This window comes from Bosea sp. 124 (genome assembly GCF_003046175.1).
GTDB lineage: Bacteria > Pseudomonadota > Alphaproteobacteria > Rhizobiales > Beijerinckiaceae > Allobosea.
Genome location: NZ_PZZM01000001.1, coordinates 1,312,353 through 1,332,024 on the forward strand (window position 1 = coordinate 1,312,353; position 19,672 = coordinate 1,332,024).

Annotated in this window: 16 protein-coding genes; 7 read left to right on the top strand and 9 right to left on the bottom strand. The window is 67.9% G+C overall.

The features are described from left to right. Positions 1-99: 99 nt before the first annotated feature. Positions 100-1,029 (bottom strand): LysR substrate-binding domain-containing protein, encoded by a 930-nt coding sequence (locus C8D03_RS06260; RefSeq protein WP_248308369.1) that lies wholly within the window; start codon positions 1,027-1,029, stop codon positions 100-102. A 143-nt stretch (positions 1,030-1,172) separates the two neighbouring features. On the opposite strand from C8D03_RS06260, the gene C8D03_RS06265 reads away from it, so the two are divergent. Beyond that, positions 1,173-1,913 carry an SDR family oxidoreductase gene (locus C8D03_RS06265; protein WP_108045496.1) on the top strand — a complete coding sequence of 247 codons (741 nt, stop codon included), beginning with the start codon at positions 1,173-1,175 and terminating at the stop codon, positions 1,911-1,913. A 92-nt stretch (positions 1,914-2,005) separates the two neighbouring features. Here the strand turns inward: C8D03_RS06265 and C8D03_RS06270 are convergent, their stop codons facing one another. The 3 genes from C8D03_RS06270 to C8D03_RS06280 form a co-directional block, all read right to left on the bottom strand. Continuing rightward, entirely contained in the window at positions 2,006-2,974 is a 969-nt protein-coding gene (locus C8D03_RS06270; RefSeq protein ID WP_108045497.1) for a tripartite tricarboxylate transporter substrate-binding protein, read from the bottom strand. Between the two features lie 104 nt (positions 2,975-3,078). Beyond that, the gene (gene yihU, locus C8D03_RS06275) at positions 3,079-4,044 is read right to left on the bottom strand and encodes a sulfolactaldehyde 3-reductase (protein ID WP_108045498.1); all 966 of its coding nucleotides are present in this window, start codon (positions 4,042-4,044) and stop codon (positions 3,079-3,081) included. Positions 4,045-4,078: 34 nt separating this feature from the next. Further along, on the bottom strand, positions 4,079-4,480 hold the full coding sequence (locus tag C8D03_RS06280; protein ID WP_108045499.1) for a carboxymuconolactone decarboxylase family protein: 402 nt from the start codon (positions 4,478-4,480) through the stop codon (positions 4,079-4,081). A 181-nt stretch (positions 4,481-4,661) separates the two neighbouring features. Between C8D03_RS06280 and C8D03_RS06285 the strand changes: the two genes are divergently transcribed. Together C8D03_RS06285 and C8D03_RS06290 are read left to right on the top strand one after the other, a co-directional pair. Continuing rightward, positions 4,662-5,495 (top strand): N-acyl homoserine lactonase family protein, encoded by an 834-nt coding sequence (locus C8D03_RS06285; protein WP_108045500.1) that lies wholly within the window; start codon positions 4,662-4,664, stop codon positions 5,493-5,495. After that, positions 5,492-6,286, top strand: coding sequence for an SDR family NAD(P)-dependent oxidoreductase (locus C8D03_RS06290; protein WP_108045501.1), 795 nt, complete (start codon positions 5,492-5,494; stop codon positions 6,284-6,286). Before C8D03_RS06285 ends, C8D03_RS06290 begins: the two co-directional genes overlap by 4 nt. Before the next feature lie 69 nt (positions 6,287-6,355). On the opposite strand, the gene C8D03_RS06295 is transcribed toward C8D03_RS06290, so the two are convergent. Both C8D03_RS06295 and C8D03_RS06300 read right to left on the bottom strand, forming a co-directional pair. Further along, positions 6,356-7,690 carry an MmgE/PrpD family protein gene (locus C8D03_RS06295; protein ID WP_108051271.1) on the bottom strand — a complete coding sequence of 445 codons (1,335 nt, stop codon included), beginning with the start codon at positions 7,688-7,690 and terminating at the stop codon, positions 6,356-6,358. Between the two features lie 33 nt (positions 7,691-7,723). Then, positions 7,724-9,784, bottom strand: coding sequence for a TRAP transporter large permease subunit (locus C8D03_RS06300; RefSeq protein ID WP_181300714.1), 2,061 nt, complete (start codon positions 9,782-9,784; stop codon positions 7,724-7,726). Between the two features lie 182 nt (positions 9,785-9,966). Between C8D03_RS06300 and dctP the strand changes: the two genes are divergently transcribed. Together dctP and C8D03_RS06310 are read left to right on the top strand one after the other, a co-directional pair. After that, positions 9,967-11,019 carry a TRAP transporter substrate-binding protein DctP gene (dctP, locus tag C8D03_RS06305; protein ID WP_108045503.1) on the top strand — a complete coding sequence of 351 codons (1,053 nt, stop codon included), beginning with the start codon at positions 9,967-9,969 and terminating at the stop codon, positions 11,017-11,019. Positions 11,020-11,269: 250 nt separating this feature from the next. Then, positions 11,270-11,965 carry a GntR family transcriptional regulator gene (locus C8D03_RS06310; protein WP_108045504.1) on the top strand — a complete coding sequence of 232 codons (696 nt, stop codon included), beginning with the start codon at positions 11,270-11,272 and terminating at the stop codon, positions 11,963-11,965. Between the two features lie 30 nt (positions 11,966-11,995). On the opposite strand, the gene pgm is transcribed toward C8D03_RS06310, so the two are convergent. The 3 genes from pgm to C8D03_RS06325 form a co-directional block, all read right to left on the bottom strand. Beyond that, positions 11,996-13,645, bottom strand: coding sequence for a phosphoglucomutase (alpha-D-glucose-1,6-bisphosphate-dependent) (pgm, locus tag C8D03_RS06315; protein ID WP_108045505.1), 1,650 nt, complete (start codon positions 13,643-13,645; stop codon positions 11,996-11,998). A 175-nt stretch (positions 13,646-13,820) separates the two neighbouring features. Next, positions 13,821-16,595, bottom strand: coding sequence for a formate dehydrogenase subunit alpha (gene fdhF / locus C8D03_RS06320; RefSeq protein ID WP_108045506.1), 2,775 nt, complete (start codon positions 16,593-16,595; stop codon positions 13,821-13,823). Further along, positions 16,592-18,310, bottom strand: a complete 1,719-nt coding sequence (locus C8D03_RS06325; RefSeq protein ID WP_108045507.1) for an NAD(P)H-dependent oxidoreductase subunit E — start codon at positions 18,308-18,310, stop codon at positions 16,592-16,594. The genes fdhF and C8D03_RS06325 overlap by 4 nt, the downstream gene beginning before the upstream one ends. Positions 18,311-18,616: 306 nt before the next feature. On the opposite strand from C8D03_RS06325, the gene C8D03_RS06330 reads away from it, so the two are divergent. Next, entirely contained in the window at positions 18,617-19,021 is a 405-nt protein-coding gene (locus C8D03_RS06330) for a baeRF12 domain-containing protein (RefSeq protein WP_108051273.1), read from the top strand. Positions 19,022-19,186: 165 nt separating this feature from the next. Beyond that, positions 19,187-19,642 (top strand): c-type cytochrome, encoded by a 456-nt coding sequence (locus C8D03_RS06335; RefSeq protein ID WP_146170097.1) that lies wholly within the window; start codon positions 19,187-19,189, stop codon positions 19,640-19,642. Positions 19,643-19,672 lie beyond the last annotated feature (30 nt).

Consider the following 19,672-nt stretch of genomic DNA (forward strand, 5'->3'; position numbering starts at 1 on the left):
CAGCCGGCGGCATCGCCAAGGGTCGAATATCAGTCATGTCGTATCCGTCATGCCGAGCGCGGGCCGGCCGGCGGTTCGCCTCAGCGGCAACCGTTCCGCTCAACGCCCCTTGGGCAGCCAGAGCCCCTGCTCGGTCAGGCTGCGGACCTCCTGGCGCACCATGGCGACGAGCGAGCGCATCGCGGGCGTGGTCGGGCGCTGGCTGGAGGTCGCGAGGATGAGCTGGCGGGTGATGCCGGGCTCGACGATGCGCCAGGCACGCATGCGGCCGGCCTGCACGCGGGCATGCGCCGTCGAATAGGACAGGATGGTGTAGCCGACGCCGTTCTCGACGAGGCCGAGCGTGGACGGCATCGCCTCGACCTCGATCTCGACGCGCGGCACGATGCCGGCCTCGCCCAGCATCGAATCAACCAGCATGCGCAGGCCGTGCGGGCGCGCCGGCAGGATCAGCGGAATCTCGGAGAGCAGGCGGGCAGTCACGCTTTCGGCGTCCGGCACAATACCGCCCTCGGCCGGGCCGAGCAGGAAGAGTTCGTCGGTCAGCAGCGGCTCGGCCCGCAGGCTGCCGGTGCGCGGCGCGTTGTAGAGCACCGCGACGTCGATCTTGCCGGTGAGCAGCCATTCCAGCACATGGCCGCTGAAGCCCTCGATGACGCGCAGCGAGATCAGAGGGAAGGCCTCGCGGAAATGCTGCACCAGCGGCACCGTCAGCACGATGCCGACCGAGGGCGGCAGGCCGATCACGATGGTGCCGCGCGGGCTCGACTTCAGCGCCATCACCTCGCTGGCGGCGCGGTCGACCGTCTCGACCAGGTTCTTGGCATACTGGTTCAGGACCTTGCCGGCCTCGGTCAGGACCGTGCCGCGGCCGTTGCGATAGAACAGCTCGACGCCGAGCTCCTGCTCCAGCGCCTTGATCTGGCGGCTGAGAACCGGCTGGGCGACGCCGAGCACGCCGGCCGAGCGCGAGAAGCTGCCGAACTCGGCCAGCGTCGAGAACGCCTTGAGTTGCTTCAGGTCGATCATCGCCCGCCTGCTCCGAAGCCAGTTCCGGCATAACAGCTAGCACTCCCGCGACGGCGGACAGTCCGGAGCCGCTGTGGCAGTTTCAGCGCCGAGGAACGTTCACGAGCGGGGCGCCGGAGGCGAACCCGCCGAAGGAGAGAGACATGACCGTCGAGAACACCCGCACCGTCCTGCTGACCGGCGCTGCCGGCGGGCTGGGCCGCGCCTTCGCCAAGGCTCTCGTCGCCAGCGGCCGGCGCGTCATCCTGGTCGACCGCAACAAGGAACGGCTCGAGGAACTTGCGGCCGAGCTTGGGCCCTCGACCTGTCCGATCGTGCTCGACATCAGCGACGCGGCGGCGGTCGACGCCCTGCCCTCGAAGATCCCGGCCGAATTCCAGCCGGTCGACGTGCTGTTCAACAATGCCGGCCACGACATCGGCGGACGCACCGCCTTCGCAGAAGGCTCGCCGGATGACTGGACCGCGATCATCGAGACCAATCTGATCGGCCTGATGCGCGTCACCCGCGCCATCCTGCCGGCGATGATCGCGCGCAACCGCGGCCATGTCCTCAACATCAGCTCGATCAACGCGGTGCGGATCGTCCCCGACATGACCGCCTACAGCACCAGCAAGGCGGGCGTGCACATGTTCACGCAGACGCTGCGCGGGGAACTGGCGGAGACGGCGCTGCGCGTCACCGAGTTCCAGCCGGGGCTCGCGCGCACCGGCATCATCGTGACGCGCTATCGCGGCGACACGGAGAAGGAGAAGGCGTATTTCGACCAGTTCAAGATGGCGCTCGACCCCGAGGATGTCGCCCGTTGCGCGCTCTTCGTGCTCGACCAGCCGCCGCATGTGCAGATCGCCGAGATGATGATGCTGCCGGTCAACCGGTTCTAGCACCCGCTCGAATGCAGGGAGCATGATCGCGAACGTTCCAGCCCCCTTGCATCGGGGGCTGGACGATCGTGGCCTTGCTGACCGCTCCCGGATCATTCCGGCTTGACGCCGGCCTTGGCCATCACCGCCGACCACTTCTTCAGCTCAAGGCCGAGGAAGTCGGCCAGCGCCTTCGGGGTCGCCTGCTCGCGCGTCACGGGCTCCATGCTGAGATCGGAGAAGCGCTGGATGGTGACGGGATCGGCCAGAGCCGTCTGCAATGCCGCCGTCAGCTTGGCGATGACGGGCTCTGGCGTTCCCGCGGGAGCGTAGAGCCCGTACCAGGTCGAGACCTCGAACCCCGGCAGCCCGGCCTCGTCAGCCGTCGGCAAATTCGGCAGCGTCTTGAGCCGCTTCTTGGTGGTGACGGCATAGGCCTTGATCTTGTCGGCCTGGATCAGCGGCGTCGTGCCGGTGGCAGGGTCGCAATAGATATCGATCTGACCCGACATCAGATCGTTGACGACCTGCGAACCGCCCCGATAGGCGACCCAGGTCAAAGGCTTGCCGAGCGCATCCATGAACAGCACGCCGCACAGATGCGCGGCCGATCCACGGCCGTTGTGACCGAAGGTGACCTTGTCGCCACGGGCCTTGAGATCGGCGACCAGTTCCTGGAGGTTCTTGGCGGGGTAGTCCGGCCGGCCGACGAGCGTCATCGTGACATCCGTCACGAGCCCGATCGGTGCCAGGTCCTTCGTGGGGCTGAAGGGCAGCTTGTCGTAAAGGGCGGGCGCCGTGGCAAGGCCGGTGTGCATGAGCAGCACGGTGTAACCGTCCGGAGCGGCCCTGGCGGCGCGCGCGGTGCCGGTCGTGCCGCCAGCCCCGAGTGCGTTCTCGACGATGACATTCTGGTTGAGCGCCGACTTCATCGCCACACCCAGGAGACGCGCGATCGTGTCACCGGGGCCGCCTGCGGCGAAGGGCACGACAATGGTAATCGGTTTGGCACTGGGGAAGTCCTGCGCCACGGAGGCGCTTGCCGCGGCGAGAGCCGCAGCCATAACAGCGATCTTCAGCATCCTATCCTCCCGTTGCAGCCCCCCGCGCCTCAGCCGGCAGCGGTCTTCATGGATTTCGAGAAAGCGGCGATATCCGCCTCAGCCGGCGGCGGTCTTCTTGCGCCTCAGCCGGCGGCGGTCTTCCTGGGTTTCGAAAACGGATCGACCTCCTGCTGGGAGGTCGGCTTGTAGGGGATCTCGGCCGGCAGGCCGGCGAGTTCGCGGATGACCGGATAGATCGCGGTGTAGTCCTGGGCACCGCGCCCGAGCGAGCGTGCGACGGAATAGCTCTGCAGCGCCGCTGCCCCCATGAAGACCGGGACGTGGTTGCGTGCGGCGAGTTCGATCGCGAGGCCGAGATCCTTATGGGCGAGATCGACCTGGAAACCGGCCGAGAGATCGCCGCGCAGCACCTTGTTGGGATAGGTGATGCTCATATGGCCGAGGCCGGCGATGGTGCCGCGCATGACGTCGAGCGCGAGCTCGATGGTGATGCCCGCCGCTTCCGCCAGCGTCAGCGCCTCGGCGGTGAGGGCATTGAGCGAGATGCCCATGAAGTTGTTGACGATCTTGGCGCGCGAACCGCCACCGAGCGCACCGCAATCGACCGTCTGGCTGCCCATGACGTCGAAGGCGAACTGCGCCTTGCGAATGTTCTCCGGCTCGCCACTGGCGAGGATCAGGAGGGCACCGCGCCTGGCCTCGATCGCCGAGCGGCCGACCGGCGCATCGAGCATGCGCAGGCCGCGCGCCTTCATGTCTGCGGCGAGAGCATCGGTCTCCTGCGGCAGGATCGTCGACATGTTGATGAAGACGGCATCCTTGCCGAGCGTGTCACTGATGCCGAGCGGACCGAGCAGAGCGCCGCGGACATGCGAGGCGTTGGGCAGCATGGCGATGACGATGTCAGCCCCGTCCGCCGCCGCGGCCGCCGAGGCCGCGATGCTTCCGCCCGAGGCGGAGAGCGCCTGGCAGGCCCTGGGGGCCAGGTCGAAGCCCGTGACCCTGAAGCCGGCCGAGACGAGATTCTCGGCCATGGGCAACCCCATCGTGCCCAGTCCGACGAAGCCGATCCGCTTCTCTTGTGCCATCGCGTTCACTCCCGTCGTTTTTTCCGGGACCGCTTCAGCGGCCCTCGTCGATGTCCTTGAAGACCTCGACCGCGACCTTCATGCAGTCGAGCGCGGCCGGCACGCCGCAGTAGATCGCCGCCTGCAGCACGATCTCTTGGATCTCCTCGCGGGTGACGCCGTTGTTGAGCGCGCCGCGGACATGGAGCCGGATCTCGTGGGGGCGGTTCAGCGCGGTGAGGAAGGCGAGGTTGAGGAAGCTGCGGGTGCGCCGGTCGAGCCCCGGACGGCCCCAGACCTCGCCCCAGCACCATTCGGTGACGAGCTTCTGCAGTGGCGCCGTCATGTCGGTCGCGCCCTGCACGGACTTGTCGACATAAGCCGAGCCCAGCACCTCGCGGCGGATCTCGAGGCCTTTCTGGAACTGCTCACCTTGGAATTCCGGGCGGGTCGTCATGAGGGCTATCCTGTCTGGGCTGGTCCGGCATGTCGGGCAGCGGCGGCGTCTGCCGCCATGCATAAGGCAGAGATCGGCCGAGCGTCAATTATTGTATGATGGTATTATTGTGTGCTGATATGAAGTCCGCGCGGCGATGCGGAGACAGCGCCAGCGGCGATGACGGGAGGAGAAGGCCAGAATGACGACGACGCAGCCTAACCGGGCCGGCGCGCCCGAGCCCTTCGCGCTCTATGCGCTGCGCTATGCCAACCATGGCGGGCGCAAGGCCTGGGACAACATGATCGGCGGCGACCCGCATGAGGCGGGCTCGGATCTCGATTACTTCGTCTGGGTGGCGCAGCGCTCCGACCGGACCTTCGTCATCGACACCGGCTTCGACACCGAGCAGGCCGTCGCCCGCAAGCGCGACCTGATCCGCAAGCCGCATGAGGCGCTCGCCCTGATCGGCATCGACGCCGCGAAGGTGGACGAGGTGATCCTGACCCATCTGCACTACGACCATGCCGGCACGCTCAGCGCGTTTCCGCGGGCCTGCTTCCATGTCCAGGATTCGGAGGCCGCCTATGCCACCGGGCGCTGCATGTGCCACGGCTTCCTGCGCCACCCCTTCCATGTCGAGGACGTGGTCTCGTTCGTGCGGCATGTCTATGCGGGCCGCGTCGCCTTCCATGACGGCACCGTCGAACTGGCGGACGGCCTGACGCTGCATCGCACCGGCGGGCATTCGGGCGGGCTTCAGGTGGTGCGGGTCTGGACCAAGCGCGGCTGGGTCGTGATCGCGTCGGACGCCTCGCATCTCTACATGAACATGCAGAAAGGCCTGCCCTTCCCGGCCGTGCACGACGCCGGCGCGATGATGGAGGGCTACCGCACGATCAACCGGCTGGCCGATTCGCCGCAGCATGTCGTGCCGGGCCATGATCCGCTGGTGATGGCGATCTATCCCCCGGTTTCGGCAGAGCTCGCCGGCATCGCGGTCAGGCTCGACGAGACACCGAAGGAGCTGCCATGACCGGCGCGATGCTGGCGGGGCGGCACGCGCTCGTCACCGGCTCGGTCGCAGGGCTTGGCTATGCAATGGCGCGCGGGCTGGCGCTGCAGGGGGCGGCGGTCACCCTGAACGGCCTCGCCGCGCCTGGCGTCGGCGAGGCCGCCGCAGCCGCGCTCGCCGTAGAGGCGGGCGTTCCGGTCGCGTTCGACGGCGCCGACCTGAGCCAGGTCCCACAGATCGAGGCGATGATGGAGGTCGCTGAGAAGCGCTCCGGGCCGGTCGATATCCTGGTCAACAATGCGGTGATCCGGCATTTTCAGCCGATCGAGAGCTTCACCGCTGTGCAGTGGGACGCGTCGCTGGCGGTCAACCTGTCGGCCGCCTTCCATGCCGTGCGCCTCGCACTGCCCGGCATGAAGGCGAAGGGCTGGGGCCGGATCGTCAACCTGTCCTCGATCTATGGTGCGCGCGGGGCCGAGAATCGCATCGACTACGTCACCACCAAGACGGCGCTGCTCGGCATGACGCGCGCGATCGCGATCGAGACGGCGCGCACCGGCATCACCTGCAACGCGCTCTGCCCCGGCACCGTGCCCTCGCCCGCGATCCTCGACCGCATCGCCGGCATCGCGCGCGAGCAGGGCGTCAGCGAAGCGCTGGCGGCGCAGGACTATATCGCGCCCCGCCACCCGACCGAGCGCTTCGTCGCGCTGGAGAGCGTCGCGGCCATGCTCGTCCTCCTGTGCGGCCCGGCCGGGCAGGACATCACCGGCACGACGCTGCCGATCGACGGAGGCTGGCAGGCGCGCTGAGACGCTCTGCTCTTTGGTTTCGCATCGGCATTTTCCGAAAATCGCATTCCACTTTTTCGGGCCGATGCGTCAGCCGAAGGCCGACAGCGCGATGACGCGGCCTGCATCGGGGGCCTCGTCGAGGTTCCAGAGCGCGGCGAGCAGCGGCTCGGGATCGAGGCCCGGGCAGCCATGGGCGGCGAGCGTCCTGAATTTCTCCGAGATCTCGGCGTCCGACAGCGGGTTGTCGGTGCTGCCGCGGGCCGCCTTCACGACGCGGTCGAGCACCGCGCCGTCAACGAGCGTGATCTCGACGCGCGCGCCATCGACCGTGTGCCCCACTTCCTGGCCGACCGTGACCCTGTCGCGCAAGGCCAGGACGTCTGGCGCCCTGACGCGCTCGTCGCTGAACTCGGTGACCCCGGCGCGCCCTTCGATCCAGGCGACCGCGACCGCGTGCTGGGCGCTGACCTGCGCCTCGCGGCCCGTGGTGACGGCCGGGCGGTCGGCCCGTTCGCCGAGCAGGGGATGGCCGAGTACGCGGATGCCGGAGATGCGCTCCGGCGGCACATAGCCCTGCTCCCGGAGTGCGAGCACGGCATCGACCACTGGGTTCAGCACGACGCCGCAGGGATAGGGCTTGTAGGTGTTGCGCAGCAGCTCCCAGCGCTCCCCCAGCCCCGCCGTCAGGCCGGCGAGATCGGGATCGCTGCCCATGACCTGCAGGAAGCCGCGCGGCCCCTCGAGCGGCAGCTCCGGCCCCTCGACGCCGTTCTGCGCCAGCAGGGCGGCGAGCAGCCCGCCCCGCGCCGACTGGCCGACGCCGATGCTCTTGGCCATGGTGCCGAGCGTCTCGACCAGCCCGGAGGACTGGGCCGAGGCATTGCCGAGCGCCCAGAGCATGTGCGTCTCGTCGAGGCCGAGCACCTTGCCGATGGCCGCCGCCGCGCCGAAGACGCCGCAGGTCGCCGTGATGTGCCAGCCTCTCTTGTAGTGGAAGGGCGAGACCGCGTTGCCGAGCCGGCACTCGATCTCGACGCCCAGGATGAAGGCGTGGAGCAGGTCCGCGCCGCTCATCGGCCGCCGCTGCGCGAAGGCAAAGAGCGGCGGCGCGACCGGCGCGGAGGGGTGGATGATCGTGCCGGGATGGGTATCGTCGAAGTCGAAGACATTGCCGGCGAGCGCGTTGACGAAGGCTGCGTCGAGGCAGCTCATCTGCTCGCGCCGGCCGATGATGGTCGCCTCGGCCGGCGCCGAGAAGGGCGCCAGCGTCAAGGCAGTGCGACGCGTCGCAGCATCGCTGGAGCCACCGAGCGCCGTGCCGATGACATTGACGACGGAGCGTTTCGCCTCGTGGCGCAGGGCCGCGGGCATATCCCGCCACTGCGAGTCGACGACGAAGCGGGAGAGGCTGCGGGAGATCATGCTTGTGCTCTCGATCAAGGGGGCGTCGCTCACTCAGCCGACCTGCTGCGGCAGCCAGGTGACGATGCCGGGGAAGAAATAGAGCAGCCAGATGAAGCTGAGCATGACGAAGATGTAGGGGATGACGCCGTAGGAGATGTCGCGCAGGGACACATCGTTGCTCATGCCCTTGAGCACGAAGAGCACGAGCCCCACCGGCGGCGTCACCAGCCCGATCTCGACCAAAAGCACCAGCACGACGCCGAACCAGATCGGGTCGAGGCCGATCGAGACGATGACCGGGAAGGTCACGCTCAGCGTCATCAGCATCATCGCGATCGATTCGATGAAGCAGCCGAGGATCAGGTAGATGCCGACGATGATCGCGAAGACGAGCCAGGGCGCGAGGTTCGCGTCGGTGACGAGCTGCACCATGGCGCGCGGCAGGCGCAGATAGTCGAAGACCCAGCTCATGATCGCCGCGCCGACGACGATCAGCATGATGAAGGCTGTGACCTTCACGGTGTCGATCAGGCAGGCATAGAAGGCGTCCCAGTCGAGCCTGCGGCGCTTCAGCGCCATGCCGAGCGCCGCGACCGCGCCGATCGCACCCGCTTCCGTCGGCGTGGCGATGCCGAGATAGAGCGAGCCGAGCACGGCGGCGATCAGGACCAGGAAAGGCAGCACGCCGACTGTAGAGCTGAGCTTGCGGCTCCAGGCGTAGGATTCGCCCTTCGGGATCGCGCTCGGCGAAACGAGGCCCCAGACGAAAACCGTGACCATGAACAAGGCCGAAAGCAGCAGGCCGGGAATGATGCCGGCGAGGAAAAGCTGCGTCACTGCGACGCCGACGACGTTGCCGTAGATGATCATCGCGATCGAGGGCGGGATCAGGATGCCGAGCGTCGCGCCGGCGGCGACGACGCCATAAGTCAGGCGCGGGCTGTAGCCGCGCCGGACCATCTCGGGCGCGGCGACCGAGCCGAGCGTCGCGGCCGTGGCCAGGCTGGAGCCGCAGACGGCCGCGAAGGTGGCTGAGGCCGCGACGCTGGCATGGGCGAGGCCGCCCGGCGTCTTGCCGAACCAGGTGACCAGCGCATCGAAGAGTTCGGTGGTGATGCCGCTGCGGACCAGCAGCGCACCCATCAGCACGAAGCTCGGCACGGCGGTCAGCGTGAAGCTGTTGATGCTGGTCCAGGAGCGGTCGGCCAGGACTGGCAACTGCGTCTGCGGCAGCAGGAAATAGAGGCCGAGCAGACCGACGAGCCCCATCGCGAAGGCGACGCGCACTCCGGCGAAGAGCAGCACCAGCAAGGTGAGGCCGAGCAGGCTGCCGAGCCAGAGCAGCGAGGTTCCGCGCGAATAATAGAAGATCAGGGCCAGTCCGCCGAAGGCGATCACGGTCGCCGCCGCGATGCGCCAGCCGCTCCAGGCGACCATTGCGACGACGATGGCGGCGCAGATCAGGATGGAGCCCCAGTCGAAGCGGGTGCCGGGAATGCGCCAGTCCGACCGGCCCATGAACGCGAGGGCGAGCATCAGCGACAGGGCCACGGCGGGGACGATCCATTGCGCGGCGACCGAGCGCGGCGGCCGCAGTTCGTGCAGGTCGCGCAGGATCGCAGCCGCGAACAGGATCAGCCCCAGCGTCATCGGGATCTGGGGCATCCATTGCGGCGTGCCGAGCAGGCCCCAGTCGCGGGCGCCATGGACATATTCGAGGAAGGTGAAGCGCGCCGTGTGCCAGGCGGCGAAGACGACGAAGACGAGGCCGAGCCAGAGCGTCACCAGTTCGAGGCGGGTGCGCCAGGGCTTCGAGACAGAATCGACGAGAATCTCGACCTGGATATGAGCGTTGGCGCGCTGGGCCGGCGCCATGCCGAAGAAGACGATGGCGACGAAGAGATAGGTGCCGATCTCAGTCACCCAGCTCGTCGGCTCGTTGAAGACATAGCGCGAGATCACCTCGAAGACGACGATGCCCGTCATCACCACGAGCGCGAGCGCGCCGACGAAGCCGCCGAGATCGGAGAGCCGGTCAATGCCGCGGATCACCGGGGAGCGGGGTTCCGCAGGGGGGTGCAACATTCCCGTCGCCACCATCGCGTCGGCCATAGGCGTATCTCCCGAAATCCTTGTTGGGATCGCGTTAGCACAGCGTCTGATTGACATGCAATCCTACTGTCATATTGTATGATTGGATGACGGGTCGCAAGATCGATGATCGATCGACCGGCGGTCAGCCACAGGCGGGCGCAACGTTCCGCCGCCGAATTTCGTATCCACGGGAGGATTTTATGCTGATTTCCACTCAGGCGGCCGAGTCAGGCCGCAGCCGTCGCCTGCTTGCCGCGCTTCTCGGCGCGGCCTTCACCTTCGTCGCCCCGGCGCTGGCCCAGGCCCCGAAGATCGACCTGACGATGGGCATCATCGTCTCGCCGGGCGATGCCTATTCGGCGATGACCGCGAGCGTGCCCGAGCGCATCGCCAAGGCAACGAATGGCCGCGTCTCGGTGACCGTCAGCGATTCCCTCGTCGCCCCGGCCCAGATCGCATCCTCCGTGCGTGACGGCCGCCTGCCGATGTCGGCTGCGCTCCACACCTATCTCGCCGCCGACGAGCCCCGCATGGGCATCTTCAACCTGCCCGGGCTGATCAACAATATCGAGGAATACCAGAAGGTGCGCGACGCCTTCTGGGCCAAGGACGTCGCCAGTATCTGGGCGGAGAAGTGGGGTGCGGTGGTGCTGGCGGAGGGCGCCTGGTGTCCGACCCGGCTGTTCTCGAAGACACCGATCCGCACCGTCGAGGATTTCAAGAACAAGCGCCTGCGCGTGCACAACCCGCAGACGGCTGCCCAGATGAACGCGCTCGGCGCCAAGCCGACGCCGATGGCGCCGACGGAGATCATGCCGGCGCTGGAGCGCGGCGTCATCGACGGCGTCTTCATCTCGACCTGCGTCGGCGGCGCGATGGAGTTCTGGCGGCTGGCCAAAAATGTCCAGGACTGGGGCGTCGGCGCCATCACCGGCTGGGCCATCCTGATCAACAAGGCGGAATGGGAGGGCATGCCGGCCGATGTCCGCGCGCAGGTGAAGGGCGCCATGGACGGCCTGCAGAAGGACGCCTTCGGCACCTACAACGCCTTCGTCCAGGCCGCGCTCGACAACATGAAGAAGAACGGCGTCGAGCCGTGGACCGCCTCGGAAGCGGAGCGGGCAGCGCTCAACGACCCGAAATTCGCCAAGGCGGCCTATGACAGCTGGCTCGGGCGCGCCAAGGAGGTCGGCTTCGACGGTCCGGCCTATGTCAACCAGGTGCGGCAGGCGCTGGGCAAGCCGGCGCTGTAATCGGCCAAGATGAGCCCGGTCGGGCATGGGCCTCGCGCCCGTGCCCGACCGCTCTGGCGGCGGGCAGGCCCGATGACCGGCCCGCTTGGGATCACGATCCCGAAAACGGCGGCCGCCGTTCAGCCGGGCTCATCACCTAAGTCATTGTTCTGGAAGCCGTTTCAGATTTTAACGCGAAACGTTCCAAATCGTCCGGCTAGGATATTGCTTGCGAATGTGACAATGGCTTTTGGAGCGTCGGGACAGGAGCATGTCAGCGGTGATGAATGATGCGGCGTTTCCGGAGCGTGACTTCCGCGTCGAGCGCGTGGCTGCACCGCTGCGCCACAGCGTTACCGAGAACATCCGCTACGCCATCGCCACCGGGCGCTTCAAGGGCGGCGAACGCCTGCCCGAGCGCGAACTCTGCGAACTGACGGGCGTCAGCCGCACCCTCATCCGCGAGGCGCTGCGCCAGCTCGAATCGGAGGGGCTGATCGAGGTCGTGCCGCATCGCGGCCCGGTCGTCGCGACGCTCTCGGCAGACCAGGCCCGCGACATCTACGAGGTCCGCATCCTGCTCGAAGGGCTGGCCTGCAAGCTCTTCGCCGAAAAGGCGACCGAGGCGCAACGCACGGCGCTGAAGCAGGCGTTCGAGCGGCTGCGCGCCTCCTTCGACATCCCCGACCCGATGGCGCGCCTCGACGCCAAGAACAGGTTCTACGACGGCCTGATCGAGGGCTCGGGCAATGGTGCGCTGGGGCTGAGCCTCAAGATGCTCAATGCCCGGATCATGCTGCTGCGGGCGACATCCCTGCAGGCTCCCGGGCGCAGCCGCGAGAGCATGCGCGAACTGACCGAGCTGATGGACGCGCTGATGTCGGGCGATGGCGAGGCCGCCCGGCTGGCGGCGACGCGGCATGTCGAAAGCGCCGCCCGCGCCGCCATGGGCTTCCTCAAGGGCTGACGGCGCGGTTGCGCGCCGAGCCCGCCCACCTCAGGCCGCGGCGAATGCCGCGTTGATGAGCGCCTGCGCCTCGTCCTGGATGCGGCGCAGATGGGCGTCGTCGCGGAAGCTCTCGGCGTAGATCTTGTAGACCTCCTCCGTCCCGGAAGGCCTTGCGCAGAACCAGCCGTCAGCCGTCGCCACCTTGACGCCACCGATCGCGGCGCCATTGCCCGGCGCCTCGTTGATGACGGCCGTGATCGGCTCGCCGGCGAGCGTCCCGGTCCTGATCTGCGCACGCGACAGCGTCTTGAGCACCGCCTTCTGCTCGCGGGTGGCCGCGGCATCGACGCGGGCATAGCGCGGCTCGCCCAGCTGCTTCGTCAGCCCGGCATAGCGCTGGCCGGGATCCGAGCCGGTGACGGCGGTGATCTCGGCTGCGAGCAGACCCAGGATCAGACCGTCCTTGTCGGTGCTCCAGCTCGTGCCGTCATGGCGCAGGAAGGAGGCGCCGGCGCTCTCCTCGCCGCCGAAGCCGAAGCTGCCATCCGAGAGGCCGTCGACGAACCATTTGAAGCCGACCGGCACCTCGACCAGCCGGCGCCCGAGCTTGGCCGCGACGCGATCGATCATCGCGCTGCTGACGACGGTCTTGCCGATGGCGGCGTCGCTGCGCCAGCCCGGACGGTGGGTGAAGAGATAGTCGATCGAGGTCGCGAGGTAGTGGTTCGGGTTCATCAATCCGCTGCTGCGGGTGACGATGCCATGCCGGTCGGCGTCGGTATCGTTGGCGAAGGCGACGTCGAAGCGGTCCTTCATGCCGATCAGGCTGGTCATCGCATAGGGCGAGGAGCAGTCCATCCGGATCTTGCCGTCCCAGTCGGCGCTCATGAAGCCAAACGTTGGATCGAGCGTGGTGTCGACCACCGTCGCGTTGAGGCGGTAGCGCTCGATGATCGGCGCGTAATAGTCGAGGCCGGCGCCGCCGAGCGGATCGATGCCGATGCTGACGCCGGACGAGCGGATCGCCTCCATGTCGACCACGGCGGCGAGATCCTCGACATAGGCCGCCAGATAGCCGTGGCGCCGGACAAAGCCGGAGGCCAACGCCTTCGCATAGGGCATGCGCCGGATGCCGGCGAGCCCGCCCGCCATCAGCTCATTGGCCTTGCGTTCGATCCAGCCGGTGGCGTCGGTATCGGCCGGCCCGCCATGGGGCATGTTGTATTTGAAGCCGCCATCGGCCGGCGGGTTGTGCGAGGGCGAGATCACCACGCCGTCGGCGAGCCCCGCGCCGCGGCCGCGATTGTGCCCGATGATGGCGTGCGAGATCACCGGCGTCGGTGTGAAGCGCAGATGCTCGTCGACCATGGCGACGACGCCATTGGCGGCGAACACCTCGAGTGCCGTCTCGAAGGCAGGGCGCGACAGCGCGTGCGTGTCGATGCCGAGGAAGAGCGGGCCGTCGATGCCGTTCTCCGTGCGGTAGAGGCAGATCGCCTGGGCGATGGCGAGGATATGCGCCTCGTTGAAGGAGAGCAGGAAGGAGGAGCCGCGGTGGCCGGAGGTGCCGAAGGCGACGCGCTGCGCCGCTTCCGCGGGATCGGGCCGGTCGAAATAGGCTTTCGTCAGCTTGGCGACATCCACCAGCAGGCTGGGGTCGAGCGGCTTGCCCGCAAGCGGGCTGATGGTGGACGTCATCAACTTTCCTCAACAACACATCGGCTTGCCGGCTTCTACGACACCCGAATGAAGCATCCGTTCCGGTTTCGCGATCTTGGGCCAGATACGGCCGCGCGTCACTCACTGCGCAAACAGGCTGTCGATCTTGTGGCACAGGGACGACGAATGAAGGCGCGCGTTTCGCGGGTCGCGATCAGGCGGTGCAGGAAGGGCCGCCCTCGCCTGCCGGCCGCGCCCGGACGGCGCAGAACTTGAATTCCGGAATCTTGCCGATCGGATCCAGCGCCGGGTTGGTCAACAGGTTCGCCGCAGCCTCGGCGTAGCAGAACGGCATGAAGACCATGTTCGGCGGGACGTCACGGTCGGAACGCACCTTCACCGCGACGGCACCGCGACGCGTCTCGAGCCGAACGAGACCGCCGGGCACGAGGCCGAGCCGCCCGAGATCGCGCGGCGACATCAGTGCGACCGCTTCCGGTTCGAGCTCGTCGAGGATGCCGGTGCGCCGCGTCATCGAGCCGGTGTGCCAATGCTCCAGCACCCGGCCGGTCGACAGCACCATCGGATAGGCATCGTCGGGCAGTTCGTCGGGCGGCACGATCTGCGCCGGCACGATCCGGGCGCGGCCGCTCGCGGTCGGATAGCCCTGCGTGAAGATGATCTCGTTGCCGGGCTGGTCGGGTCCGTCGACGGGGTAGGTGACCGCGCCTTCGCGTTCCAGCCGCTCCCAGGTGATGTTGCGGAGCGAGGGCATCACCGAGGCCATCTCGGCGAAGATGTCGGCCGGGCCGTCATAGCGCCAGTCGCAGCCCATTCGCCGCGCGATCTCCTGGATGATCCACCAATCCTGCCGCGCCCCGCCCCGCGGCCGCACCACCTGGCGCGCCATCTGCACGCGCCGGTCGGTGTTGGTGAAGGTGCCGACCTTCTCGGCGAACGCCGAGGCCGGCAGCACGACATCGGCGTGGAACGCGGTCTCGGTGAGGAACAGGTCCTGCACGACGAGATGCTCCAGCCTGGCCAACGCGCCGCGCGCATGGGTGAGGTCGGGGTCCGACATCGCCGGGTTCTCGCCCTCGATATACATGCCCGTGATCTCGCCGGCATGGATCGCGTTCATGATCTCGACGACGGTGAGGCCCTTCTTCGGATGGAGAGCCTGGCCCCAGAGCTCCTCGAAGATCCTGCGGGTCTCAGCCTTCTCGACCGGCTGATAATCCGGATAGACCATCGGGATCAGGCCGGCGTCGGAGGCCCCCTGAACGTTGTTCTGGCCGCGCAGCGGGTGCAGCCCCGTGCCAGGCCGGCCGATCTGGCCGGTGACCATGGCCAGCGCAATCAGGCAGCGGGCATTGTCGGTGCCATGGATGTGCTGGCTGATGCCCATGCCCCAGAAGATGATCGAGGCGCGCGAACGGGCATAGGCACGCGCGACCTCCTTCAGCGTCTCCGCCGGAATGCCGCAGACCGGCGCCATCGCCTCCGGCGGGAAGGCCTGGATGCTCTCCTTCAGCCGCTCATAGCCCTCGGTATAGCCGGCTATGTACTGCTCGTCGGTCAGCCCTTCGTTGATGATGGTGTGCAGCATCGCATTCAGCATGGCGACGTCGCTGCCCGGCTTGAAGGCAAGGTGTTTCCAGGCATGGCGCGACAGCGCCTGCCGCCGCGGGTCCATGACGACGAGCCTGGCGCCTTTCTTCACGGCGTTCTTGATGAAGGTCGCCGCGACCGGATGGTTCACGGTCGGATTGGCACCGATGACGATGATGACCTCGGCGTCGAGCGCGGCCGCGAACGGTGCCGTGACGGCGCCGGAATTGACGCCTTCCATCAGCGCCGCCACCGAGGATGCGTGGCAGAGCCTCGTGCAATGATCGACATTGTTCGAGCCGAAGCCGGTGCGCACCAGCTTCTGGAAGAGATAGGCCTCCTCGTTCGAGCCCTTGGCCGAGCCGAAGCCGGCGAGCGCCTTGCGACCCTTGCCGTCGCGGATGCGGCTCAGCCCCTGCGCCGCGAAGTCGAGGGCCTCTTCCCAGGACGCTTCGCGGAAATGGGTCCAGGGATTGGCGGGGTCGACCTGGTCGCGCGCATCCTTGGGCCTGTCCGGCAGGCGCAGCAGCGGCCGCGTCAGCCGGTGCGGATGGTGGATATAGTCGAAGCCGAAGCGGCCCTTGACGCAGAGCCGGTTATGATTGGCCGGGCCGTCGCGGCCTTCGGCGTAGACGATCGTCTCGTCCTTGACGTTGTAGGTGACCTGGCAGCCGACGCCGCAATAGGGGCAGAGCGAGGCGACCTTCCGGTCCGGCCAGACGGTGCGGGTCTGGTTCTCGTCGAGGAAGGCCCGCGGCATCAGCGCCCCGGTCGGGCAGGCCTGGATGCATTCGCCGCAGGCGACACAGCTCGACTGGCCCATCGGATCGTCGAAATCGAAGACGATCTTCGAACCGGTGCCGCGCCATGCCATCCCGATCACGTCGTTGACCTGGACCTCGCGGCAGGCGCGGACACACAGGCCGCACTGGATGCAGGCGCCGAGATTGACGCTCATCGCCGGGTGGCTGGTATCCGGCGGCGAACGCCCGGCCGCAGGGAAGCGGCTCTGCATTACGCCGGTCCTCTCGGCCCAGTTCCAGAATTTCGAGGTCGGGTCGTGCGACGTCGCGCGCGGCGGCTGGTCGGCGACGAGCAGCTCCATCACCAGCCTGCGGGCCTTTTCCGCCCGCCCGGTGCCGGTCTGCACCTTCATGCCGATGGCGGGCTTGCGCAGGCAGGAGGCGGCGAGCACGCGCTCGCCCTCGATCTCGACCATGCAGGCACGGCAATTGCCGTCGGCGCGGTAATCCGGCTCGGGCGAATGGCAGAGATGCGGAATCGCGATGCCGAGCCTCTGCGCGACCTGCCAGATCGTCTCGCCGGGCCCCGCTTCGACGCGCTCGCCATTCAGCTCGAAAACGATGCCGTGGCTCATGGCTGCGCAGCCCCCGTCATGAACGCCTCAGGGAAGTAACGCATCACGCAGGCCAAAGGGTTCGATGCCGCCTGCCCGAGGCCGCAGATCGAGGCGTCGCGCATCGCCTGCGACAATTCGCCGAGCAGGTCCTGGTCCCAGACCGGACGCCGCATCAGCATGACCGCCTTCTGCGTGCCGACGCGGCAGGGCGTGCACTGGCCGCAGCTCTCATCCTCGAAGAAGCGCATCAGGTTCAGCGCGGCGGCGCGGATGTCGTCATGGTCGGAGAGCACCACGACCGCAGCCGAGCCGATGAAGCAGCCATGTTTTTCGAGCGTGCCGAAATCGAGCGGGACGTCGTCCATCGCGGCCGGCAGGATGCCGCCGGAGGCCCCGCCCGGCAGATAGGCGAGGAAGCAGTGCCCGTCCTGCATGCCGCCGCAGAATTCCCCGATCAGCTCGCGGATGGTGATGCCGGCCGGGGCAAGCTTGACGCCGGGCTCCCGGACGCGGCCGGAGACCGAATAGCTGCGCAGGCCGCTGCGGCCGTTGCGCCCCTGCGCGCTCCACCAGCCAGGGCCGTTCTCGACGATGTCGCGGATCCAGTAGAGCGTCTCGACATTGTTGATCAGGGTCGGCCGGCCGAAGAGCCCGACCTGGAAGGGATAAGGCGGCTTGTGCCGGGGCAGCCCCCGCCTGCCCTCGAGGCTTTCGAGCAGCGCGGATTCCTCGCCGCAGATATAAGCCCCGGCGCCGCGCCTGAGATGGATTGCCGGACCGCCCGGCGGCAGCCTGGCGATCTCGCGGGCCAGGATCGCGCGGGCGGCGGGATATTCGTCGCGAAGATAGACATAGACCACGTCGGCCTCGACCACATGGGCGCCGATCAGCATGCCCTCGATGAAGCGGTGCGGGTCGGTCGTCAGGTAGTGCCGGTCCTTGAAGGTGCCCGGCTCGCCCTCGTCGGCATTCACCGCCATCAGCCGGGGGCCGGGTTCGCCGCGCACCGCCCGCCATTTCCGTCCGGTCGGGAAGCCCGCGCCGCCGAGACCGCGCAGCCCGGCCTCGTCGAGCAGCGACAGGATCGATTCGACGGCGCGCGCACCCGATCGCAGGCTGCCGAGCAGCTCATAGCCCCCGGCCGCGCAATAGGCGTCATAATCGACATGGTCCGGGATGTGAGCATGCGTGTCGCCGGCCGCGATCGCATCCAGCACCGTCTCCGGCGTCGCCTCATGGATGAAATGGTGGCCAACCTCCGCCACCGGCGCGTGATCGCACAGGCCGAGACAGGGCGCCCTGACCACGCGCACCCCCGGACCGGTCAACCTGTCGAGCCCGTCATGCAGCGCCTGAGAGCCATGCATCTCGCAGGTCAGGCTGTCGCAGACGCGCACGGTCAGCGACGGGATCGCCGGCTCGCCTTCCTTCACGATGTCGAAATGGGCGTAGAAGGTCGCCGTCTCGAAGACCTCGGCGAAGGACAGCTCCATCAGCTCGGCGAGCGCCGCCAGATGGGCGGCCGAGATCTGGCGATAGCGGTCCTGAATCAGGTGCAGATGTTCGACCAGCAGGTCGCGCCGGCGCGACTGCAAGCCAAGCAGGTCCTCGACCTCCTGCAGGGCGCGCGGCTCAACCTGCCGGCCCTTGGGCGTCGATCGGGCGCGCTTGCGCCCCAGCCCGGGATGCCCGAACCGCTGGACGTCATGACTCTGCTGATCCTGTGCGCTCATCGGCCCGGCCTATCCTCCCTCGTCGGAGTTCCAGGCTCCGCTCGCGCGCCGTTGTCCGGCTTCAGGATGGACGGTACCCGAAAGATCCGGGTCCGCCAGTCCGTGACAGGCAAAATGCCGGATCCGCGATGCGTCCAGCCCGGTGGCATGCGACGCCCCCCTCCTCGCAGCCCGAACCTTGGACAGGGTCATTGATCGCGATCAATGCGGGCGCGGACGGGTTTGCCGATCAAGGCTGCGCAGGTTTCCGGGCTTTCCCGCTCCTGCCACCCATCCGACCGGATGGACCAAACCGAGGAAACCGACATGCAACTGCCACATGGCGCCGTCATCGCCCTGGTCGACGGAAAGTGCTTCGAGCTGTTCCGCAACAGCGGCAATGAAGCCGGCCCCGTCCTCGCGCCGATGCCGTCGCCCGATCTGGACGAGCACGACAGGGCTGGCGGTGCAGGCCGCGATTCGAGCTCGGCCAACCCGACCGGCCACCAGATCGACGAGGATGCCCATGCGGCTGCCGCCGTCAGATGGTTGAACCAGCAGGTTCTCGGCCACAAGATCGAGCGGCTGGTGATCGTCGCCTCGCCCCGGACCCTGGGAGAAATGCGGCGGCACTACCACAAGCAGTTGCAGGCCGGCCTCGTCGCCGAATTGTCGAAGGATCTGATCGGCAAGAGCGGCCCGGACATCCTCGTCGCTCTCAGGAGCAAGTGAGGCGTCGCGGCAGCGGGCGCGGGGCGGAACACCCGGCGCCGGCGCCGCAGACAATGATCCGGAGACTCGGCGCAAGTGGCCGTTGACCTCGATCAAGGCCGCGGCGCGCCGGCGGGAGCACACAGGTCGTCAACGACCTCGCATGCGAGAGCAGTGATGGCGACCATGACCACTCTGGCCGGCAGGCCTCCTCCGGCGCCGCAGTTCGTCGCGCCTGGCCGGGCGCGGATGATGACGCGGATCGCGACCATACGGTCTCTCGTGATCGCGCTCGCCGCGATCTGCGCCAGCCAGGCGGCAATACAGCCGGGCCAGGCCATGCCCGCCGATGCGCAGCGGCCGGAGAACGCCGCGAGCGCCAGGATCGGCAAGCGCGTGGCGCAGCAGCACTGCGGCGGCTGCCACGCGGTTGCGGCGACCGGCGCCAGCCCCAATCCGAAGGCCCCGCGCTTTCCGCTGATCGCCGAGCGCTACCCGGCCGGCAACCCTGCGCCCGTCCTGATCGACGGCACCGTCGTTCGCCATCCCGGCATGCCCGAATTCAACCTGCTCGAGAACGAAACCGACGGGCTCGTGGCCTATATCAGGCGCGTGTCGCGCCGGTGGAAACCCACGCCCTGAGGCCAGGGGCTTCGACCAGAGGGAGCACGG

Coding starts and splice junctions, on each gene's coding strand:
- C8D03_RS06290 (WP_108045501.1), top strand. CDS start 5,492: ATGACCGGCGCGATGCTGGCGGGGCGGCACGCGCTCGTCACCGGCTCG.
- yihU (WP_108045498.1), bottom strand. CDS start 4,044: ATGGCACAAGAGAAGCGGATCGGCTTCGTCGGACTGGGCACGATGGGG.
- C8D03_RS06330 (WP_108051273.1), top strand. CDS start 18,617: ATGCAACTGCCACATGGCGCCGTCATCGCCCTGGTCGACGGAAAGTGC.
- dctP (WP_108045503.1), top strand. CDS start 9,967: ATGCTGATTTCCACTCAGGCGGCCGAGTCAGGCCGCAGCCGTCGCCTG.
- C8D03_RS06270 (WP_108045497.1), bottom strand. CDS start 2,974: ATGCTGAAGATCGCTGTTATGGCTGCGGCTCTCGCCGCGGCAAGCGCC.
- C8D03_RS06280 (WP_108045499.1), bottom strand. CDS start 4,480: ATGACGACCCGCCCGGAATTCCAAGGTGAGCAGTTCCAGAAAGGCCTC.
- pgm (WP_108045505.1), bottom strand. CDS start 13,645: ATGACGTCCACCATCAGCCCGCTTGCGGGCAAGCCGCTCGACCCCAGC.
- C8D03_RS06285 (WP_108045500.1), top strand. CDS start 4,662: ATGACGACGACGCAGCCTAACCGGGCCGGCGCGCCCGAGCCCTTCGCG.
- C8D03_RS06335 (WP_146170097.1), top strand. CDS start 19,187: ATGACCACTCTGGCCGGCAGGCCTCCTCCGGCGCCGCAGTTCGTCGCG.
- C8D03_RS06295 (WP_108051271.1), bottom strand. CDS start 7,690: ATGATCTCCCGCAGCCTCTCCCGCTTCGTCGTCGACTCGCAGTGGCGG.
- C8D03_RS06265 (WP_108045496.1), top strand. CDS start 1,173: ATGACCGTCGAGAACACCCGCACCGTCCTGCTGACCGGCGCTGCCGGC.
- C8D03_RS06260 (WP_248308369.1), bottom strand. CDS start 1,029: ATGATCGACCTGAAGCAACTCAAGGCGTTCTCGACGCTGGCCGAGTTC.
- C8D03_RS06300 (WP_181300714.1), bottom strand. CDS start 9,784: ATGGCCGACGCGATGGTGGCGACGGGAATGTTGCACCCCCCTGCGGAA.
- fdhF (WP_108045506.1), bottom strand. CDS start 16,595: ATGAGCCACGGCATCGTTTTCGAGCTGAATGGCGAGCGCGTCGAAGCG.
- C8D03_RS06325 (WP_108045507.1), bottom strand. CDS start 18,310: ATGAGCGCACAGGATCAGCAGAGTCATGACGTCCAGCGGTTCGGGCAT.
- C8D03_RS06310 (WP_108045504.1), top strand. CDS start 11,270: ATGTCAGCGGTGATGAATGATGCGGCGTTTCCGGAGCGTGACTTCCGC.